Genomic DNA, 20,656 nt, shown 5'->3' with positions numbered 1-20,656 from the left:
CAATCGTTCCATTCCCATTCTTTCTCTTCCGGGCTGGCGCGCCGCGCCGCCCGCAGCCCGAGGTATTGTCATGGCCCGTGTTCTCGTTTCCGACAAATTGTCCACGACCGCCGTCCAGATCTTCAAGGATCGCGGCGTCGAGGTGGATTACCTGCCCGATCTGGGCAAGGATAAGGACAAGCTTCTCGAAGTCATCGACCAGTATGACGGCCTCGCCATACGCTCCGCCACCAAGGTGACGGAGAAGGTCATCGAGGCGGCGACGAAGCTCAAGGTCGTCGGGCGCGCCGGTATCGGCGTCGACAATGTCGACATACCGGCTGCAAGCCGCAAGGGCATCATCGTGATGAACACGCCCTTCGGCAATTCGATTACGACGGCGGAGCATGCCATCGCCCTAATGTTCGCTGTGGCCCGTCAGATCCCAGCCGCCGATGCCTCGACGCAGGCGGGCAAGTGGGAAAAGAACCGCTTCATGGGCGTGGAGATCACGGGCAAGACGCTGGGTATCATCGGCTGCGGCAATATCGGCGCGATCGTCGCGTCACGCGGGGTCGGCCTCAAGATGCGCGTCGTCGCATTCGATCCTTTCCTCTCGCTCGAGCGGGCCGCAACGCTGGGTATCGAGAAGGTCGAGCTGGAAGAGCTGTTCCGGCGGGCGGACTTCATCACTCTGCATACGCCGCTGACCGACAGGACGCGGAACATCATCGATGCCGCGGCCATCGCCATGATGAAGGACGGCGTACGCATCATCAATTGCGCCCGCGGTGGCCTTGTCGTCGAAAAGGATCTGGCCGACGCCATCCGTTCCGGCAAGGTGGCCGGGGCGGGCGTGGACGTCTTCGAGACGGAACCGGCGACGGATTCGCCGCTCTTCGGGCTCGACAATGTGGTGTGCACGCCGCATCTCGGCGCTTCCACCTCCGAGGCGCAGGAAAACGTGGCGCTGCAGGTGGCCGAGCAGATGGCGGACTATCTGGTGCAGGGCGCGGTTTCGAACGCCCTCAACATGCCGTCCATCAGCGCCGAGGAAGCTCCCATCCTGACGCCATACGTGAAGCTGGCCGAGATCCTGGGCAGCTTCGCGGGCCAGTTGACGGAAGAGCCGATCAAGGAAGTCGAGATCCTGTTCGACGGCGCCCCGTCGGGCATGAATACGAGGGCGCTGGTCGCGGCGACGCTCGCGGGTCTTCTCAAGCCGCAGATGCAGAGCGTCAACATGGTGTCCGCACCGCTGATGGCCAAGGAGCGGGGCATCGCCGTTTCCGAGGTGCGGCGCGACAAGAGCGGCGTCTTCGATGGTTATGTGCAACTGACGGTCAAGACCGGCAAGCAGAGCCGCTCGGTGGCGGGAACCTGCTTCTCCGACGGCAAGCCGCGTTTCATCCAGATCAAGGGCATCAACATGGAGGCCGATGTCGGCAGCCATATGCTCTATACGGCGAACAAGGATATTCCGGGCGTTATCGGCGAACTCGGCATGACCTTCGGTCGCAAGGGAATCAATATCGCCAATTTCCATCTGGGTCGCGACCACGAGGGCGGGAACGCCATTGCGCTCCTGTATCTCGATGGGCCGCTGAGCGAAGAGTTCCTGGACGAGGTGAGGGCGCTGAAGGCGATCGGGCAGGCAAAGCTGCTGACCTTCGACGTCTGAGACGAAGCGGCCGCATTTGGCAGGAAACCCGGCCTTCGGCTCTCGCATCGCGGGCCGGGTTTCTCTATAGTCGCGCGCGTTTGCTCGGGGGCTGTCGCCGGGCAACGCCTGTCCCGCCGTTGGCGGGGCACCTTGGGCAGCGACGGGATCGAATGGGGCGCTCGCCCCCGCAGGAGAATTCATGGGCAATTGTGTTGTCGTCGGCTCCCAGTGGGGAGACGAGGGAAAAGGCAAGATCGTCGACTGGCTCTCGGAGAGGGCCGACGTGGTCGTGCGTTTCCAGGGCGGCCATAATGCCGGGCATACGCTCGTCGTCGACGGTGTATCCTACAAGCTGTCCCTGCTTCCCTCGGGTGTTGCGCGGGGCGGGAAACTGTCCGTCATCGGCAATGGCGTCGTCTTCGACCCGCATGCCTTCGTCGCCGAAAAGAAGCGCCTGGAAGACCAGGGGCTGACGATCACGCCCGAGACGCTGCGCATCGCCGACAATGCCGCTCTGATCCTTTCTCTGCACCGCGAGCTGGATGCCATCCGCGAGAATGCGGCGGGCGGCACGAAGATCGGAACAACCAAGCGCGGCATCGGCCCCGCCTACGAGGACAAGGTCGGGCGGCGCGCCATCCGCGTGATGGATCTTGCCGAGATCGACGCCCTGCCGGAGCGTATCGAGCGTCTGCTCGCCCACCACAACCCGCTGCGGCGGGGCCTGGGCGAACCGGAGATCCAGGCGTCCGCCATCCTGGATGAACTGACCTCGGTCGCGGCCGAGATCACCCCCTATATGGATCGCGTGTGGCGGCTTCTCGATGCGCGCCGCAAGGCGGGAGACCGTATCCTGTTCGAAGGCGCGCAGGGTACGCTCCTGGATATCGACCACGGTACCTATCCCTTCGTCACCTCCTCAAACACGGTTGCGGGGCAGGCAGCCGCCGGTTCGGGCCTCGGCCCTTCGGCCGCGGGTTTCGTGCTCGGCATCACCAAGGCCTATACGACCCGGGTGGGCGAGGGGCCTTTCCCGACCGAACAGGACAACGAGGTCGGCCAGTTTCTCGGCGAGCGCGGGCACGAATTCGGCACGGTTACCGGGCGCAAGCGCCGCTGCGGCTGGTTCGACGCGGTGCTGGTGCGCCAGGCGGTGGCGATCAACGGCATCTACGGCCTCGCCCTGACGAAGCTCGACGTCCTGGACGGATTGGACGAGATCAAGATCGCCATCGGCTATGAGCTGGATGGTCAGCAGATCGACTATTTTCCGGCCAGTCTCGCGGCGCAGAGGCGCGTGCGTCCGATCTACCGCAGCTTCGAGGGTTGGCGGGACACGACCGCCGGCGCACGATCCTGGAGCGATCTTCCGGCTCAGGCCGTCAAGTATGTCCGCGAGATCGAGGAGCTCGTCGGGGCGCCGGTGACGCTTCTGTCGACCTCGCCCGAGCGTGACGACACGATACTTGTTCGCGATCCCTTTCAGGACTAAGTTCCAGCACGATTGCCCATTCGAGCTGAGAGTATCTCATTGCCATGGCGGATTTGAGCGCCGTTCTTCGAAAGACCATCGATGGTCTGCCCGGCTCGAGCCCGCAGCTGCGCGCCAAAGTCTACGACAAGGCGCGCTCGGCCATCGATAGGCAGATCGCCGCCGCAAATCCGCCGCTTGGCGACGAGGCGGCGCAGGCCAGGCGTGATTCTCTAGAGGATGCGATCCAGCGCACCGAGGCGCATTACAACGCCTTGGAGGCCGAGCCCGAGGACGACGTCGATCCGGAACCGGCAGCCGAGCCCCATGTCGCCGGGCCGATGACGCCCGCCGCGCCTGCCGGCACTGCCGAGTCGGTCGGCGAGATCGGGCCGTCGTCCCCGTCCGGCAGCGAGGCGCGGCGCGCGGAAGGAAGTGCGGACAAGGATTCGCAGGATACGGCCATTCCTGCTCCCGATATGGCCGCACCGCGATATTCGAGCGCGCGGCGGGCCTCTGCGCCGGAGAAGAAATCGCGCACGGGCCTTTATGCCGGTGTCGCACTGCTGCTGATCGCGGGTGGTGCGGGCGCAGCCTACATCTCGGGTTATGATTTCGGCGGGTTGCTGCCTCGGGGCGGACAGGATGTCCAGACCGCGGAGCAACCCATCGAGGGGACGGACAGCGGCGAAACGCCCGACGCATCCGTCGCCGAAACGCCGCCAGAGGCGACGCCGCCGGCGGAGGGCGCCGCCGAAGCGCCACCGGCTGCCGCCACGCCCGAGCCGGGAGCTCGCGACTATACGCAGCGCCTTCTGCCTGACGGCACGGAAACGGATCCAGGCCCGGGCACGTCCACGGCCAATGCCTTCGATGAAGGCACCGACGTTGCCGCCGCTTCCGAGGCGCCGACGACGGCGCCGCCGCCCGCGACGCCGCCCGGGCAGCCGGCGCCTGCCGCAGGGGCTGCCGTTCCCGAGGGGGCGGAAGTGGCCGTGTTCTACGAAGAGCGTTTCAACGATACGCCGGGCGCGCAGCATCAGGGTAATGTGCGCTGGAGTGTCGTCCAGGAAGCACCGGCCGATGGGCAGCCGCCGGAGCCTGCCGTACGTGCCGTGGTGCAGATCCCCGATACCAGCGTCACCATGACGATGACGATCCGTCGCAACGCAGACGCGTCGCTGCCGGCCAGTCATGTCATCGAGATGATGTTCGATGTACCCGAGAACTTCCCTGGCGGCGAGATCGCCAACGTCCAGCGTCTGGCGTTCAAGCCCACCGAGCAGGACAGGGGAAGCCCCTTGATCGGCGTTGCGGGCAAGATTTCGGATGGATTTTTCTGGATCGCGCTGAACGATCTGCAGCAGGCGGTGCAGGACAACCTGTCGCTGATGGCAAACGAAAAGTGGATCGACGTTCCGCTCGCCTACGAGACGGGCCAGAGGGCGCTGCTGTCCATCGAAAAGGGAGCGGAGGGCGAGGCAGCCTTCCGCGAGGCGCTTGCGGCCTGGGACGCACGCACCTGAGGGCTGCTGAAGGCCCGCATTGAATCCAATTCATTAGAGCGATCTCCGGTCCGCCGACGCGTTTCAAACCGAAGCGCGTCGGCGGACCTGTTTTCGCGCGTCCGTTTCACTTTGCGAAAGAGATGCAACCCAGCATTTCATAGACATTTATATGATATCAAAAATATGTACTAGGTTGAAAAATATCCGTATTTCTGCTTATCATGTACGCTGATGTGTAAACCCTAGATCGCGAGTTGAAGATGACGAATTCCAAAAAAACCAGCAGTGGCAACTTGGTTGGGAAAAGCGGTTCAACTTCAACAGCCGACGGCGCGAATCGCAGCGGGGGTACAGCGCCGGCCGATGGGGTTCGTGTCCTTGGATATGTCGTCTTCGACGGCGTCGACAGTATCGACGTATCTGCAGGTGGAGCGAAGACGGTCAGGCCGGTAGCCGGGCGTCGTTACCGGATCATGGAGCGCAAGCTCGTCGGTGGCGACAGGATCATCGAGGACATTTCCGAGGTCGCAGCGGTTCGCGCCGACGGCAAGGCGGATTCGGACCTGATCCTGATGCTCGGCAAGGATACGCGAATCGTCTTCGACAAATTCTATTCCGTCTGCGATGACGGTCTGTGCGGCCTGGAGTTGCCCAGCAGTTCCGGCGGGTGGACCGTACTAGGTACCGCAACGCAGGGGCATGCACTGGGCGGTGGCGATGCGCGCCTCGTCTATTCGCTCGGCGGAGCGGGCTCTGTCGCCGAACTCGTGGAAAGCTACGGTCACTATTTCGGCAGCGTGTCCGTGGAGGCGTCGAACGGTGCCGATACTCACGCATCGGTCGGCTCCGGTATTGCCGGTCTCATGTCCCATGGACCGGCTCTTCCGCTCGGCATGCTCGCCGCAGTCGGCGGTCTCGTCGCGGTGGCCGCGGGCGGCGGCGGCGGCGGTTCGGGAGGTGCCGCACCTGCACCTGTGCCGACCCCGACACCCGTGGATCAGACCGTGACGGTCTATGGCTCCGTCGTAGCGGGTCCGGTCGTCAGTGGAAACGGCCTGTCGGTTACCCTTTATCGGGCGGACGGAACGGTCCTTTCCGGGCCGGTGGCCGTCGCATCGGACGGGACGTTCGTGCTCAGCTATTCCGGTAGCTACACCGGCCCCGTGCTCGCGCGCGTCGTCGATAAGGATGCCGGTAACGACTACGCGGACGAGGCGACAGGCGCCCAGAAGGACCTGGTCGGAGATCTGCGGACGATGTTCGTCTCCGCTTCCGGAATCCAGACGATCAGGATTTCCGTCAACCCCATCTCCGAACTCGCCGTGCGTGAACTCGGGTTGGCTTCGGGAGATGATGGCCTCTCATCGCTGACGGCAGGAAATTTGACCGCCGCCCAGGTGAATGCGATCAATCTGAAAGTCGCGAAAGCCTTCGGGCTGGATGGCGACGCGACCCAACCGGCAATCGCCGTCATCAACCAGGACGGGTCGCCGAATGCCGGCGCCAATGCAGTCGGCGTGGCCCTTGCCGCGCTGTCGGGCCTGGACAAGCTGTATGCCGGTGGCGACTACCTCGCAAAAGTTGCATCCGCGGTCGCTTCCGGCGATACGGATCGGATCGTCGCGCTCAGGATTGCGGGGGCAAAGGTTGCGGACGCGTCCGGTCAGTTGCTGGCCGGCATGGCGGCGGCCGATGCAGCGGTGGCGTCGGCCGTGTCGGCCGCCGGCAGCGCGACGCAGAGCTTTTCCCAAAAAGCTGTCGGCGAGATCGCGCAGGTTTCCCTCTCGCAGGTCGCAGCACTGTCCGCCGACGCCGTTCGCGCGCTGTCCGCAACGCAGGCGGCGGCATTTACGCTGGACCAGCTTTCGGTTCTGTCGCCGTCGGCGCTTGCCGCGCTCAACACATCCCTTTTCAGCGATTCTCAGCTTTCTGCCCTGAGCAAGTTGCAGTTGTGGTCGACCTACACGGATAGCGACACTTCTTACGTCTCGCTCCCCCAGCTGGCCATATCGATCAGGAACATGCCCACCATCGGCGGTCAGATCCGTTCCAAGATCGCTGCGGGCGTTAAGCTCCATGTCTACGAGGGCGATGTCTATCTGGGCGAGGCAACGGTATCCGGAGATGGAACCTCCTGGACATTGACGCCTCGGATCGAGATGGCCGGCGGGCGGCATTCGCTGACGGTCAAGGCCATTATGCCGGACGAGATAACGTCCTATGTCGTCGGGGAGGCGCTCGTTTTCGACGTCAGTCAGGTGGGTGACGTCGCGAGCTCCGATATGGGGCGTATTCCCGTCACCCAGTTCGCGACTCTCTCCAGTAGCGAACTCGCTTCCTTGTCGGCGGGGCAGGTCGGCGGCCTCAGTGCTGCGCAGGTGGCCGTGCTTACGTCTGACATGATCGTTGAGCTGCAGCCATCGGCATTCGCGTCGCTCAATGCCTCGATCATCTCAAGTATTTCCGTAGCGGCTATCGGATCGATTACGGTTGACCAGATCCACGACATGACGACCGCTCAGTTTGCGGCGCTCACCGCTTCGCAGGTGGCCGCCTTCCAAGGCTCGCAGATCGAGCAGTTTTCCATCAGCCAGGTCGCTGCTTTGTTACCGGCAGCGTTTGCGGGATTCTCTGCAGCGCAGCTTGATCATTTTTCCGCGTCACAGATATCCCACATCTCCGTCGCTGCTGTCGCGCAGATGACCGCAGCACAGATCGCATCGCTTGATGTCGATCAGTTTTCTGCATTTTCGAGCAATCAACTCCATGCAATCGGCCCAGTACAGGCTTCGGGTTTGTCCGCATTGCATCTTGCGACAGTTTCCAACGTGGAGATAAGCGAATTCAGCCTTGAGACGATCGCTGCGTTATCTGCATCGGCGATCTCCGGTCTTCCGACTGGAACCGTTTCGGCAATGAGTACGGCCCAGGTTTCCGCTCTGACACCTGCACAACTGCACGGGATGACGGACGCTCAACTGGGGGCGATGACCTCATTGCAGGCTGCCGTGCTCGATGCGAACCAGATCGATGCCATCGTCAGCGCTTCCACGCGCCCCGGCGTGTCCGATCACGTTGGGAACATTACCGGTCCCGTAGGCGTCGGTAGCGCTATCGATGATCCGATGCCGACCATATCCGGCACCATCGACGGCGTACTCGTCGCGGGCATGGCGGTCGTCATTTACGATGGGCAGGTCCTTCTGGGTGTGGCGACGGTCAACGAGAATCAATGGAGCTACACTCCTTCGGTCTACCTGCAGGATGGCGCGCATTCGGTCCACGCCCGTATCAAGGTGGTCGGCGGCGCTGCCGGCTCCGCTGGCATGTCGCTCGATTTCTCGGTCGATACTGTTCCGCCTGCCATCGAGCATTCCTACCGTGTCGGTGAATCGACGGCCGCCAACCCGATACCGCCCAGCGTTTCGCTCACCGCTAGCGAGGCTCATGGTCCGGTCACTTGGACCAATCTTTCAGGGACCGATGCAGCCGCCTTTACGCTCGGCTTTGACGGTACGTTGACGTTCGTCGGCGCGCCGAACTTCGAGGTGAAGAGCTCTTATTCTGTTCAGGTCACGGCAATCGACGCGGTCGGCAACGCCTCAACGCAAACGATCGCGATCGCCATCGACGATAGGAACGATGCCCCGGTTGCCGAGGGCCATATTGATGGCCAAACGGCGGTCACGAACCAGAGCGGCTGGTCTCTTGCGCTGGCAAACTACTTCAGCGATGTCGACCAGGGAGACACTCGTACCTATTCGATCACATCCGGCACTTTGCCGGCGGGGCTTCAGCTCGACGCGCAGACCGGCGTTATCTCCGGCACGCCCCTCAGGGATTCAACCGCTACTCCCTACACGGTCACGGCAACCGATCGGGGCGGCCTTTACGTCTCGCAGACGTTCAACCTTGCCGTGGTATCCGCCCCGACGATCTCCAGTTTCACCGTTTATGATGCTGTTGGGGACACTGCCGTCGGCAAGGGGGGGACATCACTGACCTTCAAGGTGGTTTTCTCTGAGACCGTAAACGTCACAGGGACACCCGAGATCAATTTTGTGATCGGCGGCGTGGCCGTTACCGCGACCTATCAACTCGGGAGCGGTTCCGGCACGCTGTATTTCACGGGTACGGCGCCGGGCAGCGTGAATGGGACGCAGTTCTCGGTTGCTTCGGTGTCCGGCACGGTCACGGGAGGCGTCAGCAACCAGAATTGGGTAGGCTCTACCAGTGCGATCGGCGCCTATGACCTGGACAACGCTGCGCCCACCATCACGACCACGAGCTTCAGTGCGGCTGAAAATGGCACCGTCGTCGGTCAATTGGCTGCAACGGATTCGCATAACATCAGCTGGACGCTCAACTCCGTGTCCGGAGATGGCGCGCTCTTCAATCTGACGAGCCAGGGCGCGTTGGCGTTCAGATCCGCACAAAACTTCGAGTCCCCATCCGATGGAAACGCAGACCGCGAATATTTGCTGGATGTCACCGCAACGGATACCGCCGGCAACAGCTCGACGCAGACCATCTCCGTCCACTTGACGAATGTGAACGAGGCTCCGGTCGCCACAGGGCAGATTGGCGCAAACGGCGGTCACGAACCAGAGCAGTTGGACCCTGGCGCTGGCGGGCGCCTTTAGCGATGTCGATGTCGATGACACTCGGACCTATTCGGTCACTTCCGGCACGTTGCCTGCAGGTCTTCATTTGGACGCGCAGACGGGCATAATCTCCGGAACGCCAACTGTTGCTTCCGGACCGACCAACTATACGGTCACGGCGACTGACCAGGCCGGCCTCTTCGCCTCGCAGACATTCAATCTCGCCGTGGTCGCCGCGCCGACAATTACCAGCTTCACGGCCTATGACGCGGACGATAACCTCTATGTCGGCAAAGGGGGTAACTCGCTGACGTTCGAAGTCGTCTTCTCTGAGGACGTGATCGTGCCCAACACGCCTCAAATCACCTTCGTGATCAACGGTGTGGCCGTAACGGCGGATTATGAAAGTGGAAGCAATTCCAACACGTTGTATTTTGTAAGCACGGCGCCTGGCAGCGTGGATGGAACACAGTTCTCGATTTCCTCGGTATCCGGCACCGTAGAAGGGAAGATCAGTCACCAAAACTGGGCGGGCACGTCGAGTGCGACTGCAGCCTATGCCCTCGACAACACCGCGCCCGTCATCACGACAACCAGTCTCAATGCATCTGAAAACAGCACCGTCGTCGGGCAGTTGGCAGCTACTGACGCACATGACGTCACCTGGACGCTCAACCCCATGTCCGGCGACGGCGCGCTCTTCAATCTGACGAGCCAAGGTCAGTTGACCTTCGTCACACCTCAGAATTTCGAAAGCCCAAGCGACTCGAACACAGACGGTAGTTATGCAATCGTGGTGCAGGCAACCGATAGTGCCGGCAACCATTCGACGCAGAATATCGTCGTTCATCTGACGAATGTGAACGAAACGCCCGTACTTGCGAACGCACTCGCAGATCAGACCGCCGTCATCGGCCAAGCCTTCGACTTCACCGTTCCAGCCAATACATTCCATGATCCGGATGGTGGGACGACATTCAGCTATACGGCGACGCTCGACAACGGATCGGCTTTGCCCAATTGGCTGACGTTCAACTCCGCAACCGGTGCGTTCCATGCAACGTCCGTCAGCGGTGTTGCCGGCGCCATCGACGTCAAGGTTACGGCATCCGATGGCTCGCTGACGGTGTCGGATACCTTCGCCCTGAACATACAGTCGGCACCCACGATGAGTGCTTCCTTCTCGAACATCACGAATTTCGACGTGCGAAGCAATCTCGTGCTGGTTCTGAATCAAGACGTCAATTTCAGCGGATCCGGCAGCGTGACGATCACCGATCTGGGCGGTTCAGGGGCCGGCGGAGCGGGCTACCAGGGCGAGAACGAAAACCATACGCAGACGATCTCCCTGTCCGGCCTGCATCCGGGCGTCAGTATCCAACGCGTCGATGGACAAGTCCTGCTTGTCATCGATCCCACCTTCGATCTCGACCTGTCTTCCAACTACCGGCTGGAAGTTTCGGCCGGCGCGTTGACCGGTGCGATTTCGGGTGTCGCCAGCACGGCCTTCTCGACGACGTTCGGCACCATTACGCCAGGGGTCTGGAACCAGGGCAGCAGCGGCGTTCTGGCACAGAAGGTGGACAACGCTACCGGTGCCCTGATGACGACGCAGAAGTGGCTCGATCTTACCGACCCGGCGTCGGACAATCCTGGAAACCAAATTTACCAAAATTTCGACGCTGCAGGCGATAAGTATTCTTTTGTCGTCTCGGATCTGGATCCAGCTACCGACAACTGGAAGATTAAAGATACTTATGCAAAGATTTTGAACTTCGGTCTGGAAGACACCTTCTATGTTGATGACAAGTTCAATCTTCCGGGTGCATTAGCAGGATTTAAAGAGGGCGTATTCGCCACTGGTGATGGCTCCACACTGTTTCCGTTTGGCTTGGCATTCCAAGGGGAAACCTCCTACGCGGACATCGCGATCGTTCTGGAATCATCGCTTCAACCATTAGTCCAGAACGGTGCTTTGACCGTCGAGTCTTTGCTCCCATACATTCCGCAGATAATTGATATGTGGACTATGGGATGACACCGATTTCAGTCCAATAACATCGCATTGTTTCTAAAAAACGGATTTGTAAGTCGTCATTTTTGTAAATGTCGATCTCTTGAGGTTGTTCGATGTCTGTAATTCTAAGCTATCTGATCAAGGGCTCCAACCAAGACGTTCTTGATCTGCGGACACCTGGCCGAGAATATGAACTCGTCGGACAAAGCGTCGTCGTCACTGGGTCGACCGCAAGCAACATCGTCTACTCCGCTCCCGGGGTCGAGCTGGACGCGCGCGGGTTGGGTGGTGGGGAAGACGTCATCGTCTTCACCCATGCCTGGTCCGACTACGCCAAGGATACAAGTTCGGTTCCCGGGGGAATCGTCTTCACATATGTCGACAGCTCGGCTGGGTTGACGGAAAGGGTCATCGTCGGCAACGGCGTTGCAACCCTGACCCGTGACCTTCTCGTCTTCGCGGATGGTGCCGCTCTGACGCAGAACGTCAATACCGCCGTCCGGGCGAACCCGAATGTCGCGATCTCGACAGTCACAGGCTACAATGCCTCATTGACGAACGAGAGTATCGTCGTTCCCACGGACAGCGGCAGTATAACTAACGTCAGGGCGTCCAGCACGGGTCCCGGCGCAGTTTTCGCCATGTCAACCCCGGGCCAAGAAACCCAATTCACTGGCACCGGCGGGGTCGACAAGGTCTATATCAAGGCCGGCTCGGTGGTCGACGCCCGCGGTCTCCTCGGCGGCGAAGACATCATCTATTTCACAGGAAACTGGTCGGACTACGCCAAGAGCACGACCGCGGTGTCCGGCGCCATCCAGTTCACCCGCAGTATCGGTGGTCGTACGGAGATCGTCACGGTCGGCAACGGCGTTTCCACGCAATCGCGCGACAAACTCGTCTTTGCAGACGGTGCGGTACTTACGCAGAATATCAATAATGCTCTTCGTACGGATGCCAACGTCGCCATAAGTGCGATCACCGGCTACGAATCCGCCACGACGACGCCATTTCTCTCGGACGTTTCGTCGGTCACATTCAGTGGCGGGCAGAGCTCGGGCCTTGCCAACGGTACCGCCAACGCCGGCGATATCGTCGTCTTCGACGTTGCGATGAAAAGCGCGGTCACGGTAGACACGACCGGGGGAACGCCGAGGTTGGCGATCAACGTCGGCGGACAGACGAAGTTCGCCGATTACGACGCTGCGTCCTCCACCGGCACGACGCTGCGATTCAAGTATGTGATCGCCGCCGGCGATACGGACGCCAACGGCATTTCCGTTACCGAGAACGCGATCGACCTCCATGGTGGCTCCGTTACGGTAGACCGAAGCGGAGCGGCGGCGGGCCTGAAACATTCGGCTTTAACCGACAATACGAGCTTCAAGGTCGACACGAGCGCGCCGTCCATTGCCTCGGTCGCGATCATCGGACAAACCGGCGCGATCAATCATACGCTCAACGCCGACGATACGGTGACGCTGGAAGTTTCTTTCAGCGAGGCCGTGTTCGTCACCGGCGTGCCCAACCTGCGCATCAAGGTCGGTACGCAGGACCGTGATGCAGTCTATGTATCGGGTTCCGGTACGTCGAAGCTGAGTTTCCGCTACACCGTCGTCGCCGGTGATACGGACGCGGACGGGATTTCCGTCGACGCGGGCAACCTTGTGCTGGGTGGCGGAACCCTGCAGGACGCGGCGGGCAACGATGCCCTGCTGTCGCATGCCGGTATTGCTGCCGACACAAACTATAAGGTCGACGCCGTCGCCCCCATCCTCTCCTCGCTCGCCATCGCAGGGCAGACCGGCGCCCAGAACAATCTTCTGAACACGGGCGATACGGTAACCCTGGAAGCGACGTTCAGCGAAAGCGTCATCGTAACGGGTACGCCTTCGATTGCGATCAGGGTCGGCGCCACAACCCGGAATGCCGTCTATGTCGGGGGCTCCGGGACCAACAAGCTCCAGTTCCGCTATACGATCGCAGCCGGTGACGGCGATGCGAACGGCATCTCCGTCGATGCCGGAACGGTGAACCTTGCAGGGGGCAGCATCGGGGACGCGGCAGGAACCGCCGCTACGCTCACCCATGGCGCTGTCGCCGATGACCCCTCCTACGGGGTGGACACCGCCGTTCCGGCGATCGTTTCAGTTGCCGCGACCGGCCAGACGGGTGCCCTCGGAACCTATCTGAACGCCGGCGACACGCTTTCCTTCGAAGTGCTTTTCAGCGAAGCGGTAACCGTAACGGGCACGCCTGCTTTGATCGTCAAGGTGGGCACACAGAGCCGGAGCGCGAACTATTCGAGCGGGTCCGGTAGTGACCGTCTCGTCTTCGTCTACACAGTGGCAGCGGGGGACATCGACGCCGACGGGGTCTCCGTCGACGGCGGCAGCCTCGTCAAGAACGGCGGCAGCATCCGGGACGCGGCCGGAAACGACGCCAATATGGTCCATACCGGGGCCGGCGACAACGCGTCCTTCAAGGTCGACACCACATCTCCATCTATTGCCTCCGTCGCCTTCGCCCCACCAACCGGCGCACATGGCGGCATTCTCAACGAGGGCGATGTCGTCACCTTCGACGTGACATTCAACGAGGCTGTCACCGTTGCCGGCCTACCCACCGTCAATCTGCGTGTCGGCAACGACATTCGCCGCGCCTCATATGTGAGCGGAAGCGGAACGAGCAAACTTTCGTTCGCCTACACGATCGCCGCGGGTGACGTCGATCTCGACGGCATTTCGGTGGACGCGAACGCGATCGCCCTGGATGGCGCCACCATTGTCGACGTTGCCGGTAACAATGCTTCGCTGCTGCATTCTTCGCTTGCAGCGGATTCCGGTCTCGTCGTCGATACCACCGCGCCCACCATATCCTCGCTTTCGATCTCCGGGCAGACCGGACGCCAAAACGGTTTCCTGAATGCCGGCGATACGGTTACCTTCGCCGCGACTTTCAGCGAGGCAGTCTTCGTGGACGGGGCGGTCGGCGCTCCTGTGCTCAAGGTCAATGTCGGCGGCCAGCTGCGCAATGCCGAATACGTCTCCGGCAGCGGCTCGACCGTTCTCCTGTTCCGCCTGACGATCGCCGCCGGCGATAGCGACCTCGGCGGTATCTCGGTCGATGGCGGCAGCCTGGTGGCAGCTCCCGGCTCCGTCACGGATCGTGCGGGGACGAATGCGAACCTTACGCATGATCCAATACTCGAACAGCCCCAATACCTCGTCGACACGACGGCACCCGTGGCGACGGGTGCGGCGATCCTCGAGGCAACCGGTGCTGTCGACGATTTTCTGAACGCCGGCGATACGGTCTCGTTCACCGTATCTTTCACCAAGACCGTGGTCATCGATAATGCTGCCGGCGCCCCGACGCTCAAGATCCGCGTGGGCGGCACGGAGCGTGAGGCTGCGTATGTCAGCGGCTCGGGCAGCGACACCATCCGCTTTGCCTATGTGATCGCCGCCGGTGAAACCGATCTCGACGGCATTTCCATCGTCGAGAACGGCTTGGTCGCCGCGCCGGGCGCCATCCGTGACATGGCAGGAAACGATGCCGTCACCGCCGTTTCGGGACAGGCGGACGATTCCGCGTTCCGGGTCGATACGACTGCGCCGGCCGTCACGAATATCGCGTTGTCCGCCGTTGGAACCCTGAACGGCATCGTCAACGTCAACGACTCGCTGATCGTTAAGGCGACGTTCGGCGAGACCGTCTTCGTGGACGTCTCCGGCGGGAGGCCGTCTATCGGGCTCATGGTCGGCAGCGTACGCAGGGAAGCCGTCTACGTGTCCGGCAGCGGGTCGAGCGAACTGACGTTCGCCTATACCGTCCGCGCGGGCGACGAGGATATCAACGGTGTTTCCGTGCCGGCCAATGGCCTGGCCCTCAATAGCGGCCGGATCGTAGACATCGCCGGCAACAATGCCGTCCTGTCCCATGCCGCGCTGGCCGACAACCCCGGCTACATGGCCGATACGACCGCACCGACGGTCACCTCGGTCGCCGTCACCTCCGCAATCGGCGCCGCAAACGGTTGGGTGTCGCTTGGTTCCGTGGTGACGCTGACCGCCAGCTTCAGCGAGTTGGTCTATGTCGATACGTCCAACGGCGTGCCGACCATGCGCATCCGGACGGACGCCGGCGAGAGGCAGGCGCATTACGTTTCCGGCTCGGGAACAAACAAGCTGAAGTTCGAATACACGATCGCAGCCGGCGACGATGACAATGACGGCCTGTCCATCCTTGCGGACAGCATCACGCTCAACAGCGGCGTGATTACCGATCTCGGCGGCACGAATGCAAATCTGCTTCATGCGGCGGTTGGAAACAACTACAACTACAAGGTCGATACGAGCGTCCCGACGGTGGCTTCGGTCGCTATCCTCAGTGCGACCAATATTCAGAACAGCACCCTGAATGCAGGCGACCGTGTGACGGTCGGCGTGTCGTTCACCGAAGCGGTGACCGTGAACACGCAAAGCGGCTTGCCGACGGTTCGCATCAAGATCGGCGACATCGAGCGCGACGCCGTTTACTCCGGCGGATCCAGCACCACCACCCTGCGTTTCGACTATACCGTGCAGGCCGGCGATACGGATGGAAACGGCATCTCATTGCCGGGCAACAGCATCTCCCTGGCTGGAGCGACGATACGGGATACGGCCGGAAACGCCGCGATCCTGTCTTACGGAGCGGTCAGCGACAACGCTGCCTACAAGGTCGATACGACGGCGCCGTCGATCACCAATGTCGCTATCCAAAGCGCTGTCGGTCTGAAGAACGATTTTCTGTCGGTCGGGGACTCCGTCACCTTCGCGGTTACCTTCTCGGAAACGGTGCTCGTCGATACAAGCGCAGGCGTACCGCGCTTGCGCATCACCGTCGGCGAAACGACAAGAAACGCTTCCTATGTCAGCGGTACGAATTCGAATACGCTGCTTTTCACCTATGCGATCCAGTCGGGCGATACTGACGCAAACGGGATTTCCGTTTCCGCAAACGCCCTCGTCACGAATAATGGCAAGATAACCGACATCGGCGGCACCGCCGCATCTCTGACCCATGCCGCGCTCGGCGACGACAGCCACTACAAGGTCGATACGACCGTCCCGTTGGTCTACTCCGCGTCGATCGCGACCGCCGGCGGGATCGAGAACGGGCTTCTAACGGTCGGCGACACCGTCGATTTCAGCGTCCGTTTCAGCAAGGTCGTCCAGGTTTCGACCGCAGCCGGCACCCCCAGCCTGAAGATCCTGATCGGCAGCGTGCAGCGTGAAGCCGTCTACCTGTCCGGTACGGGCACCGACAACCTGACCTTCCGCTACACGATCGTCGGCGGCGACAACGACCAGGATGGCATCTCCGTCGTGAGCAACGGGCTGGTCGTGCCTGCGGGCTCGATCGAGGACCAGGCAGGCAACGCCCCGGGAGTGGCCTTTACCGGAGACGCCGACAATCCATCCTACAGGGTGGATACGGTTCCGCCGCTGGTTTCCGCACTGGCGGTCACCGCGCAGACCGGCGGTCAGAACGACACATTGAACGTCGGCGATACGGTTACCGTCAGCGTTACCTTCGACCAGGCGGTAACCGTCAACGGCGGCACGCCGACGCTGAAACTGCTCGTCGGCACGACGGAGCGTCTGGCCACCTACGTAGCGGGTTCTGGCTCCAGCGCGCTACAGTTCCGTTATACGATTGCGGCCGGCGACAATGATGCCAACGGGGTCGCGATCGTCGCCAACGGCTTGTCGGCAAGCGGAGCGACGATCCGAGATCTTGCCGGCAATGATGCCGTCCTGGCGCATTCACCCGTCGGCGACAACCCTGCCTACAAGGTCGATACCCAGGCGCCGACTGTCTCTTCCGTCGTCTTCTCGAGCGCGACGGGTGCCCGCAGCGGCATTCTCAACGAAGGCGACCAGGTGGTCCTTTCGGTCACCTTCAGCGAGATCGTCACGGTTGCGGAAGGCAACGTTCCACCCTTCCTGAAACTGAGCATCGGTGGCCAGGAGCGCAACGCCACCTACAGTTCGGGGTCTGGCACGAACGTTCTGCAGTTCACCTACCATGTCCAGGCCGGCGATACGGATGGCGACGGGATAGCGGTCCCGGTGAATGCGCTGAGCCTTGGCAACAGCACGATTCGGGATGCTGCGGGCAACGACGTCGTTGCGGCGCATCCGGCGGTTGCGGATGCGTCGGACTACCGGGTCGACACCACGCATGCGGCGATCACGTCTGTCGAGTTCGGCGGCACGGAAGGGCAGACGGGCACGGCGCTGAAGGCTGGTGGCGTAGTGCTGTTCACGGTGCGGTTCGACGAGGTCGTGGAAGTTGACACGACCGGCGGAACGCCGTGGCTGAAGGTCAAGGTGGGTAGCGCGCAGCGCCATGCGGTCTATCGTTCGGGATCGGGCACGAGCGATCTGGTTTTCGCGTATACGGTCGCGGCGGGGGACAACGATGCGAGTGGCGTGTCGCTGGACGGCAACGCGCTGGAGTTGAACGGCGGCTCGATCATCGATACGGCCGGGAACGCTGCGCAGCTTTCGCACGATGCGCTTGAGGACGACGCCACCTATAGCGTAGACACGACGAGCCCGGCGATCGGCTCGGTCGTGGTGAGCTCGGCGAGCGGTCGGCTGAACGGGCTTCTGAATGCGGGTGACGCATTGACGCTGACGGTTTCGTTCAGCGAGAAGGTCTTCGTTGACGTCACGAGCGGCGCGCCGGCGTTGAAGATCCTGATTGGCGGGCAGCAGCGCGAGGCGGTCTATGCCGCCGGTTCGGGCAGCGACGTGCTGACGTTCCATTATACGGTGCAGAACGGCGACAACGATGCAACCGGCATCGCGATCCCGGCGGATGCGATCGTTCTTCACGGCGCCACGATCGTCGACGTTGCCGGCAACGCCGCGCCGCTGACGCATCCGGAGGTGGCCGCGAACCCGGACTATCGCGTCGATACGGCCGAGGCGACGATTTCCGGCCTGGCCTTTGCCGGGCAGAGCGGCGCGCATGAAGGCCTGCTCAAGGCAGGCGGAAGCGTTACGCTCGAAGTCTCGTTCAACGAGATCGTGACGGTGGATACGGGCGCCGGTACGCCGACCCTGGCCGTGAACGTGGGCGGGCAGGTGCGCGAGGCCGTCTACGTATCCGGTTCCGGAACGACGAAGCTCAACTTCCGCTATACGGTAGCCGCCGGCGACAACGACGCGGACGGCATCTCGATCGATACCGGGGCTCTCGCCCTGAACGACGGCATCATCCTGGACCTGGCCGGTAATCCCGTGTCCCTGGCGCATGGTGCGTTGGCGGGCAGTGCCGACTACCGCGTGGACACGACGGCACCGGAAGTCGATACGATCGCGGTGACGGGCGGGCAGGGCATCCGCAACGGCATCCTGAACGCCGGCGACGTGGTGACGGTATCGGTGACGTTCACCGAGGCGGTCCTCGTGGACACGGTCAACGGCATTCCGACGCTGAACCTGCAGGTCGGTGGCGGCGTTCGCGTGGCCACCTACAGTTCGGGGTCTGGCACGAACGTTCTGCAGTTCACCTACCATGTCCAGGCCGGCGATACGGATGGCGACGGGATAGCTTTCGGTGCGGACGCCCTGAACCTCAATGGCGGCCATATAACGGATATCGCCGGAAACACGGCTCCTCTGCATCACTCGGCGGTTTCGGATGCCGTGGACTATCGGGTCGACACGACCTCTGCCGCAATCACCACGGTCGCTTTCAGCGGAACCGAGGGCATGGACGGCGAGCTTTTGAAGGCCGGTGACAACGTCCTTCTGAAAGTCAGTTTCGACGAGGCGGTAACGGTGGATCCCGCTGGCGGTACGCCTCGCCTCAAGATTCTCGTGGGTGCGGTCGAACGCTATGCGACCTACCGTTCGGGATCCGGGCTGAATGAACTGATCTTCGCCTACACGGTCCAGCCCGGCGACACCGACATCAACGGTATCTCGGTGCCGGCGAATGCCGTGCAACTCGAAGGCGCGCTGATCGAGGACCTTGCCGGTAACGCGGCCACGCTCACCCATGCTGCCGTTTCCGACAACCGGAACTATGGCGTCGATACGACGGCCCCGACGGTGACCACGGTCGCGATCACCGATGCGGTCGGCCTCTCGTCCGGGTTCCTGAGCAGGAACGATCAGGTTACCGTGACCGTCAGTTTCAGCGAAAACGTGACGGTCAATTTCGGTGCCGGCGAGCCGGGCCTGCTGCTGAACATCGGGGGAGTTTCACGCGAGGCCTCCTATGCGGGCGGCTCCGGCGGAAACACCCTGACCTTCACCTATACGATTCAGACCGGCGATGACGACGCCAGCGGGATATCCATCCCTGCAGACGCCTTGAAGCTGAACGGATCTGCAATCATCGACGCCGCAGGCAATGATGCGGTGCTGGCGAGCGGGGCCGTGGCCCACAATGCAGCTTACAAGGTCGATACCACTCCGGCGGCCGTGGCGGCCGTGGCGATCCTGGGGCAGACCGGCGCTCAGAACGGAATCTTGAATGCAGGCGACGCCGTCCTCTTCGAAGTTACGTTCTCGGAGAATGTGGTCGTCGACATTGACGGCGGCCTTCCGCAACTTACCGTCATGATTGGCGATGCGGCACGCAACGCCGTCTACGTGTCGGGATCCGATACGACGAAACTGCAGTTTCGATATGTCGTCCAGCCGGACGATGTCGACGCCAACGGCGTCTCGGTCGATGCCGGAGCGATAGAAGCACCGGTCGGCGCCATCCAGGACCGGGCCGGAAACGATGCTGTTCTGGAGCACGGCAGCGTTGCGGACAACGGCCAGTATATCGTCGATACGACGTCACCCGTCATCTCGTCGGTCGCGATAAGCGGACAACTGGGAGCGCAGAACGGCATTCTCGGTGTCGGCGATACCGTCACCATCGACGTCACGTTCAGTGAAACGATCGTAGTCGCGACCGCGTCGGGATCCCCGACACTCAGGATCAAAGTCGGCGCCGCCTATCGCGAGGCCAGCTATGTCGGTGGCAGTGGCACCGGCAAGATCCAGTTCCGTTACACCGTTGCGGACGGCGATAACGATGCGGACGGCATCTCGATCGACGCCAATAGCCTGGCTCTGAACAGCAGCACCATCCGCGACCTCGGCGGAACGTCCGCCGTGCTCGACCATCCCGCCGTATCGGACGATATCGGGTATGTCGTGGATACGGCGCCTCCCGCGATCGTGTCCGTCGCCATGTCCGGCCAGACCGGCCGGCAGAACAACATCCTCAATGCCGACGATACCGCCACCATCGAAGTGACCTTCAACGAGAAGGTGCTCGTTTCAACTGTCGGCGGCACGCCGACCCTGCAGATCATGGTCGGCGGCGAAGTTCGGAACGCAACCTATCTTG

Annotated in this window: 6 protein-coding genes; all 6 read left to right on the top strand. The window is 62.0% G+C overall.

The features are described from left to right. The first annotated feature begins 70 nt into the window (after window positions 1-70). A complete protein-coding gene (gene serA / locus NDN16_RS12450) occupies window positions 71-1,660 on the top strand; it encodes a phosphoglycerate dehydrogenase (RefSeq protein ID WP_251113912.1) in 1,590 nt (529 codons plus the stop codon). Window positions 1,661-1,841: 181 nt separating this feature from the next. Further along, on the top strand, window positions 1,842-3,134 hold the full coding sequence (locus NDN16_RS12445) for an adenylosuccinate synthase (protein WP_251113911.1): 1,293 nt from the start codon (window positions 1,842-1,844) through the stop codon (window positions 3,132-3,134). Between the two features lie 44 nt (window positions 3,135-3,178). Further along, window positions 3,179-4,639 carry a hypothetical protein gene (locus NDN16_RS12440; RefSeq protein ID WP_251113910.1) on the top strand — a complete coding sequence of 487 codons (1,461 nt, stop codon included), beginning with the start codon at window positions 3,179-3,181 and terminating at the stop codon, window positions 4,637-4,639. 242 nt (window positions 4,640-4,881) lie between these two features. Then, the gene (locus tag NDN16_RS12435) at window positions 4,882-9,264 is read left to right on the top strand and encodes an Ig-like domain-containing protein (protein WP_251113909.1); all 4,383 of its coding nucleotides are present in this window, start codon (window positions 4,882-4,884) and stop codon (window positions 9,262-9,264) included. Then, the gene (locus NDN16_RS12430) at window positions 9,203-11,263 is read left to right on the top strand and encodes a putative Ig domain-containing protein (protein WP_251113908.1); all 2,061 of its coding nucleotides are present in this window, start codon (window positions 9,203-9,205) and stop codon (window positions 11,261-11,263) included. The genes NDN16_RS12435 and NDN16_RS12430 overlap by 62 nt, the downstream gene beginning before the upstream one ends. Window positions 11,264-11,355: 92 nt before the next feature. After that, window positions 11,356-20,656 (top strand): beta strand repeat-containing protein (locus NDN16_RS12425; protein WP_251113907.1); only part of this gene is annotated, 9,301 nt, incomplete at its 3' end.

Origin of the sequence: Aureimonas altamirensis, assembly GCF_023702225.1 — a bacterium.
In the GTDB taxonomy this organism is placed as follows: Bacteria; Pseudomonadota; Alphaproteobacteria; order Rhizobiales; family Rhizobiaceae; genus Aureimonas; species Aureimonas altamirensis_B.
The sequence above is the reverse complement of the archived record's forward strand: the minus strand, read 5'-3'. Positions and strand labels throughout refer to the sequence as shown.

Excerpts from the sequence above, each read along its gene's own strand:
- serA (WP_251113912.1), top strand. The coding sequence starts at position 71 with ATGGCCCGTGTTCTCGTTTCCGACAAATTGTCCACGACCGCCGTCCAG.
- NDN16_RS12435 (WP_251113909.1), top strand. The coding sequence starts at position 4,882 with ATGACGAATTCCAAAAAAACCAGCAGTGGCAACTTGGTTGGGAAAAGC.
- NDN16_RS12440 (WP_251113910.1), top strand. The coding sequence starts at position 3,179 with ATGGCGGATTTGAGCGCCGTTCTTCGAAAGACCATCGATGGTCTGCCC.
- NDN16_RS12445 (WP_251113911.1), top strand. The coding sequence starts at position 1,842 with ATGGGCAATTGTGTTGTCGTCGGCTCCCAGTGGGGAGACGAGGGAAAA.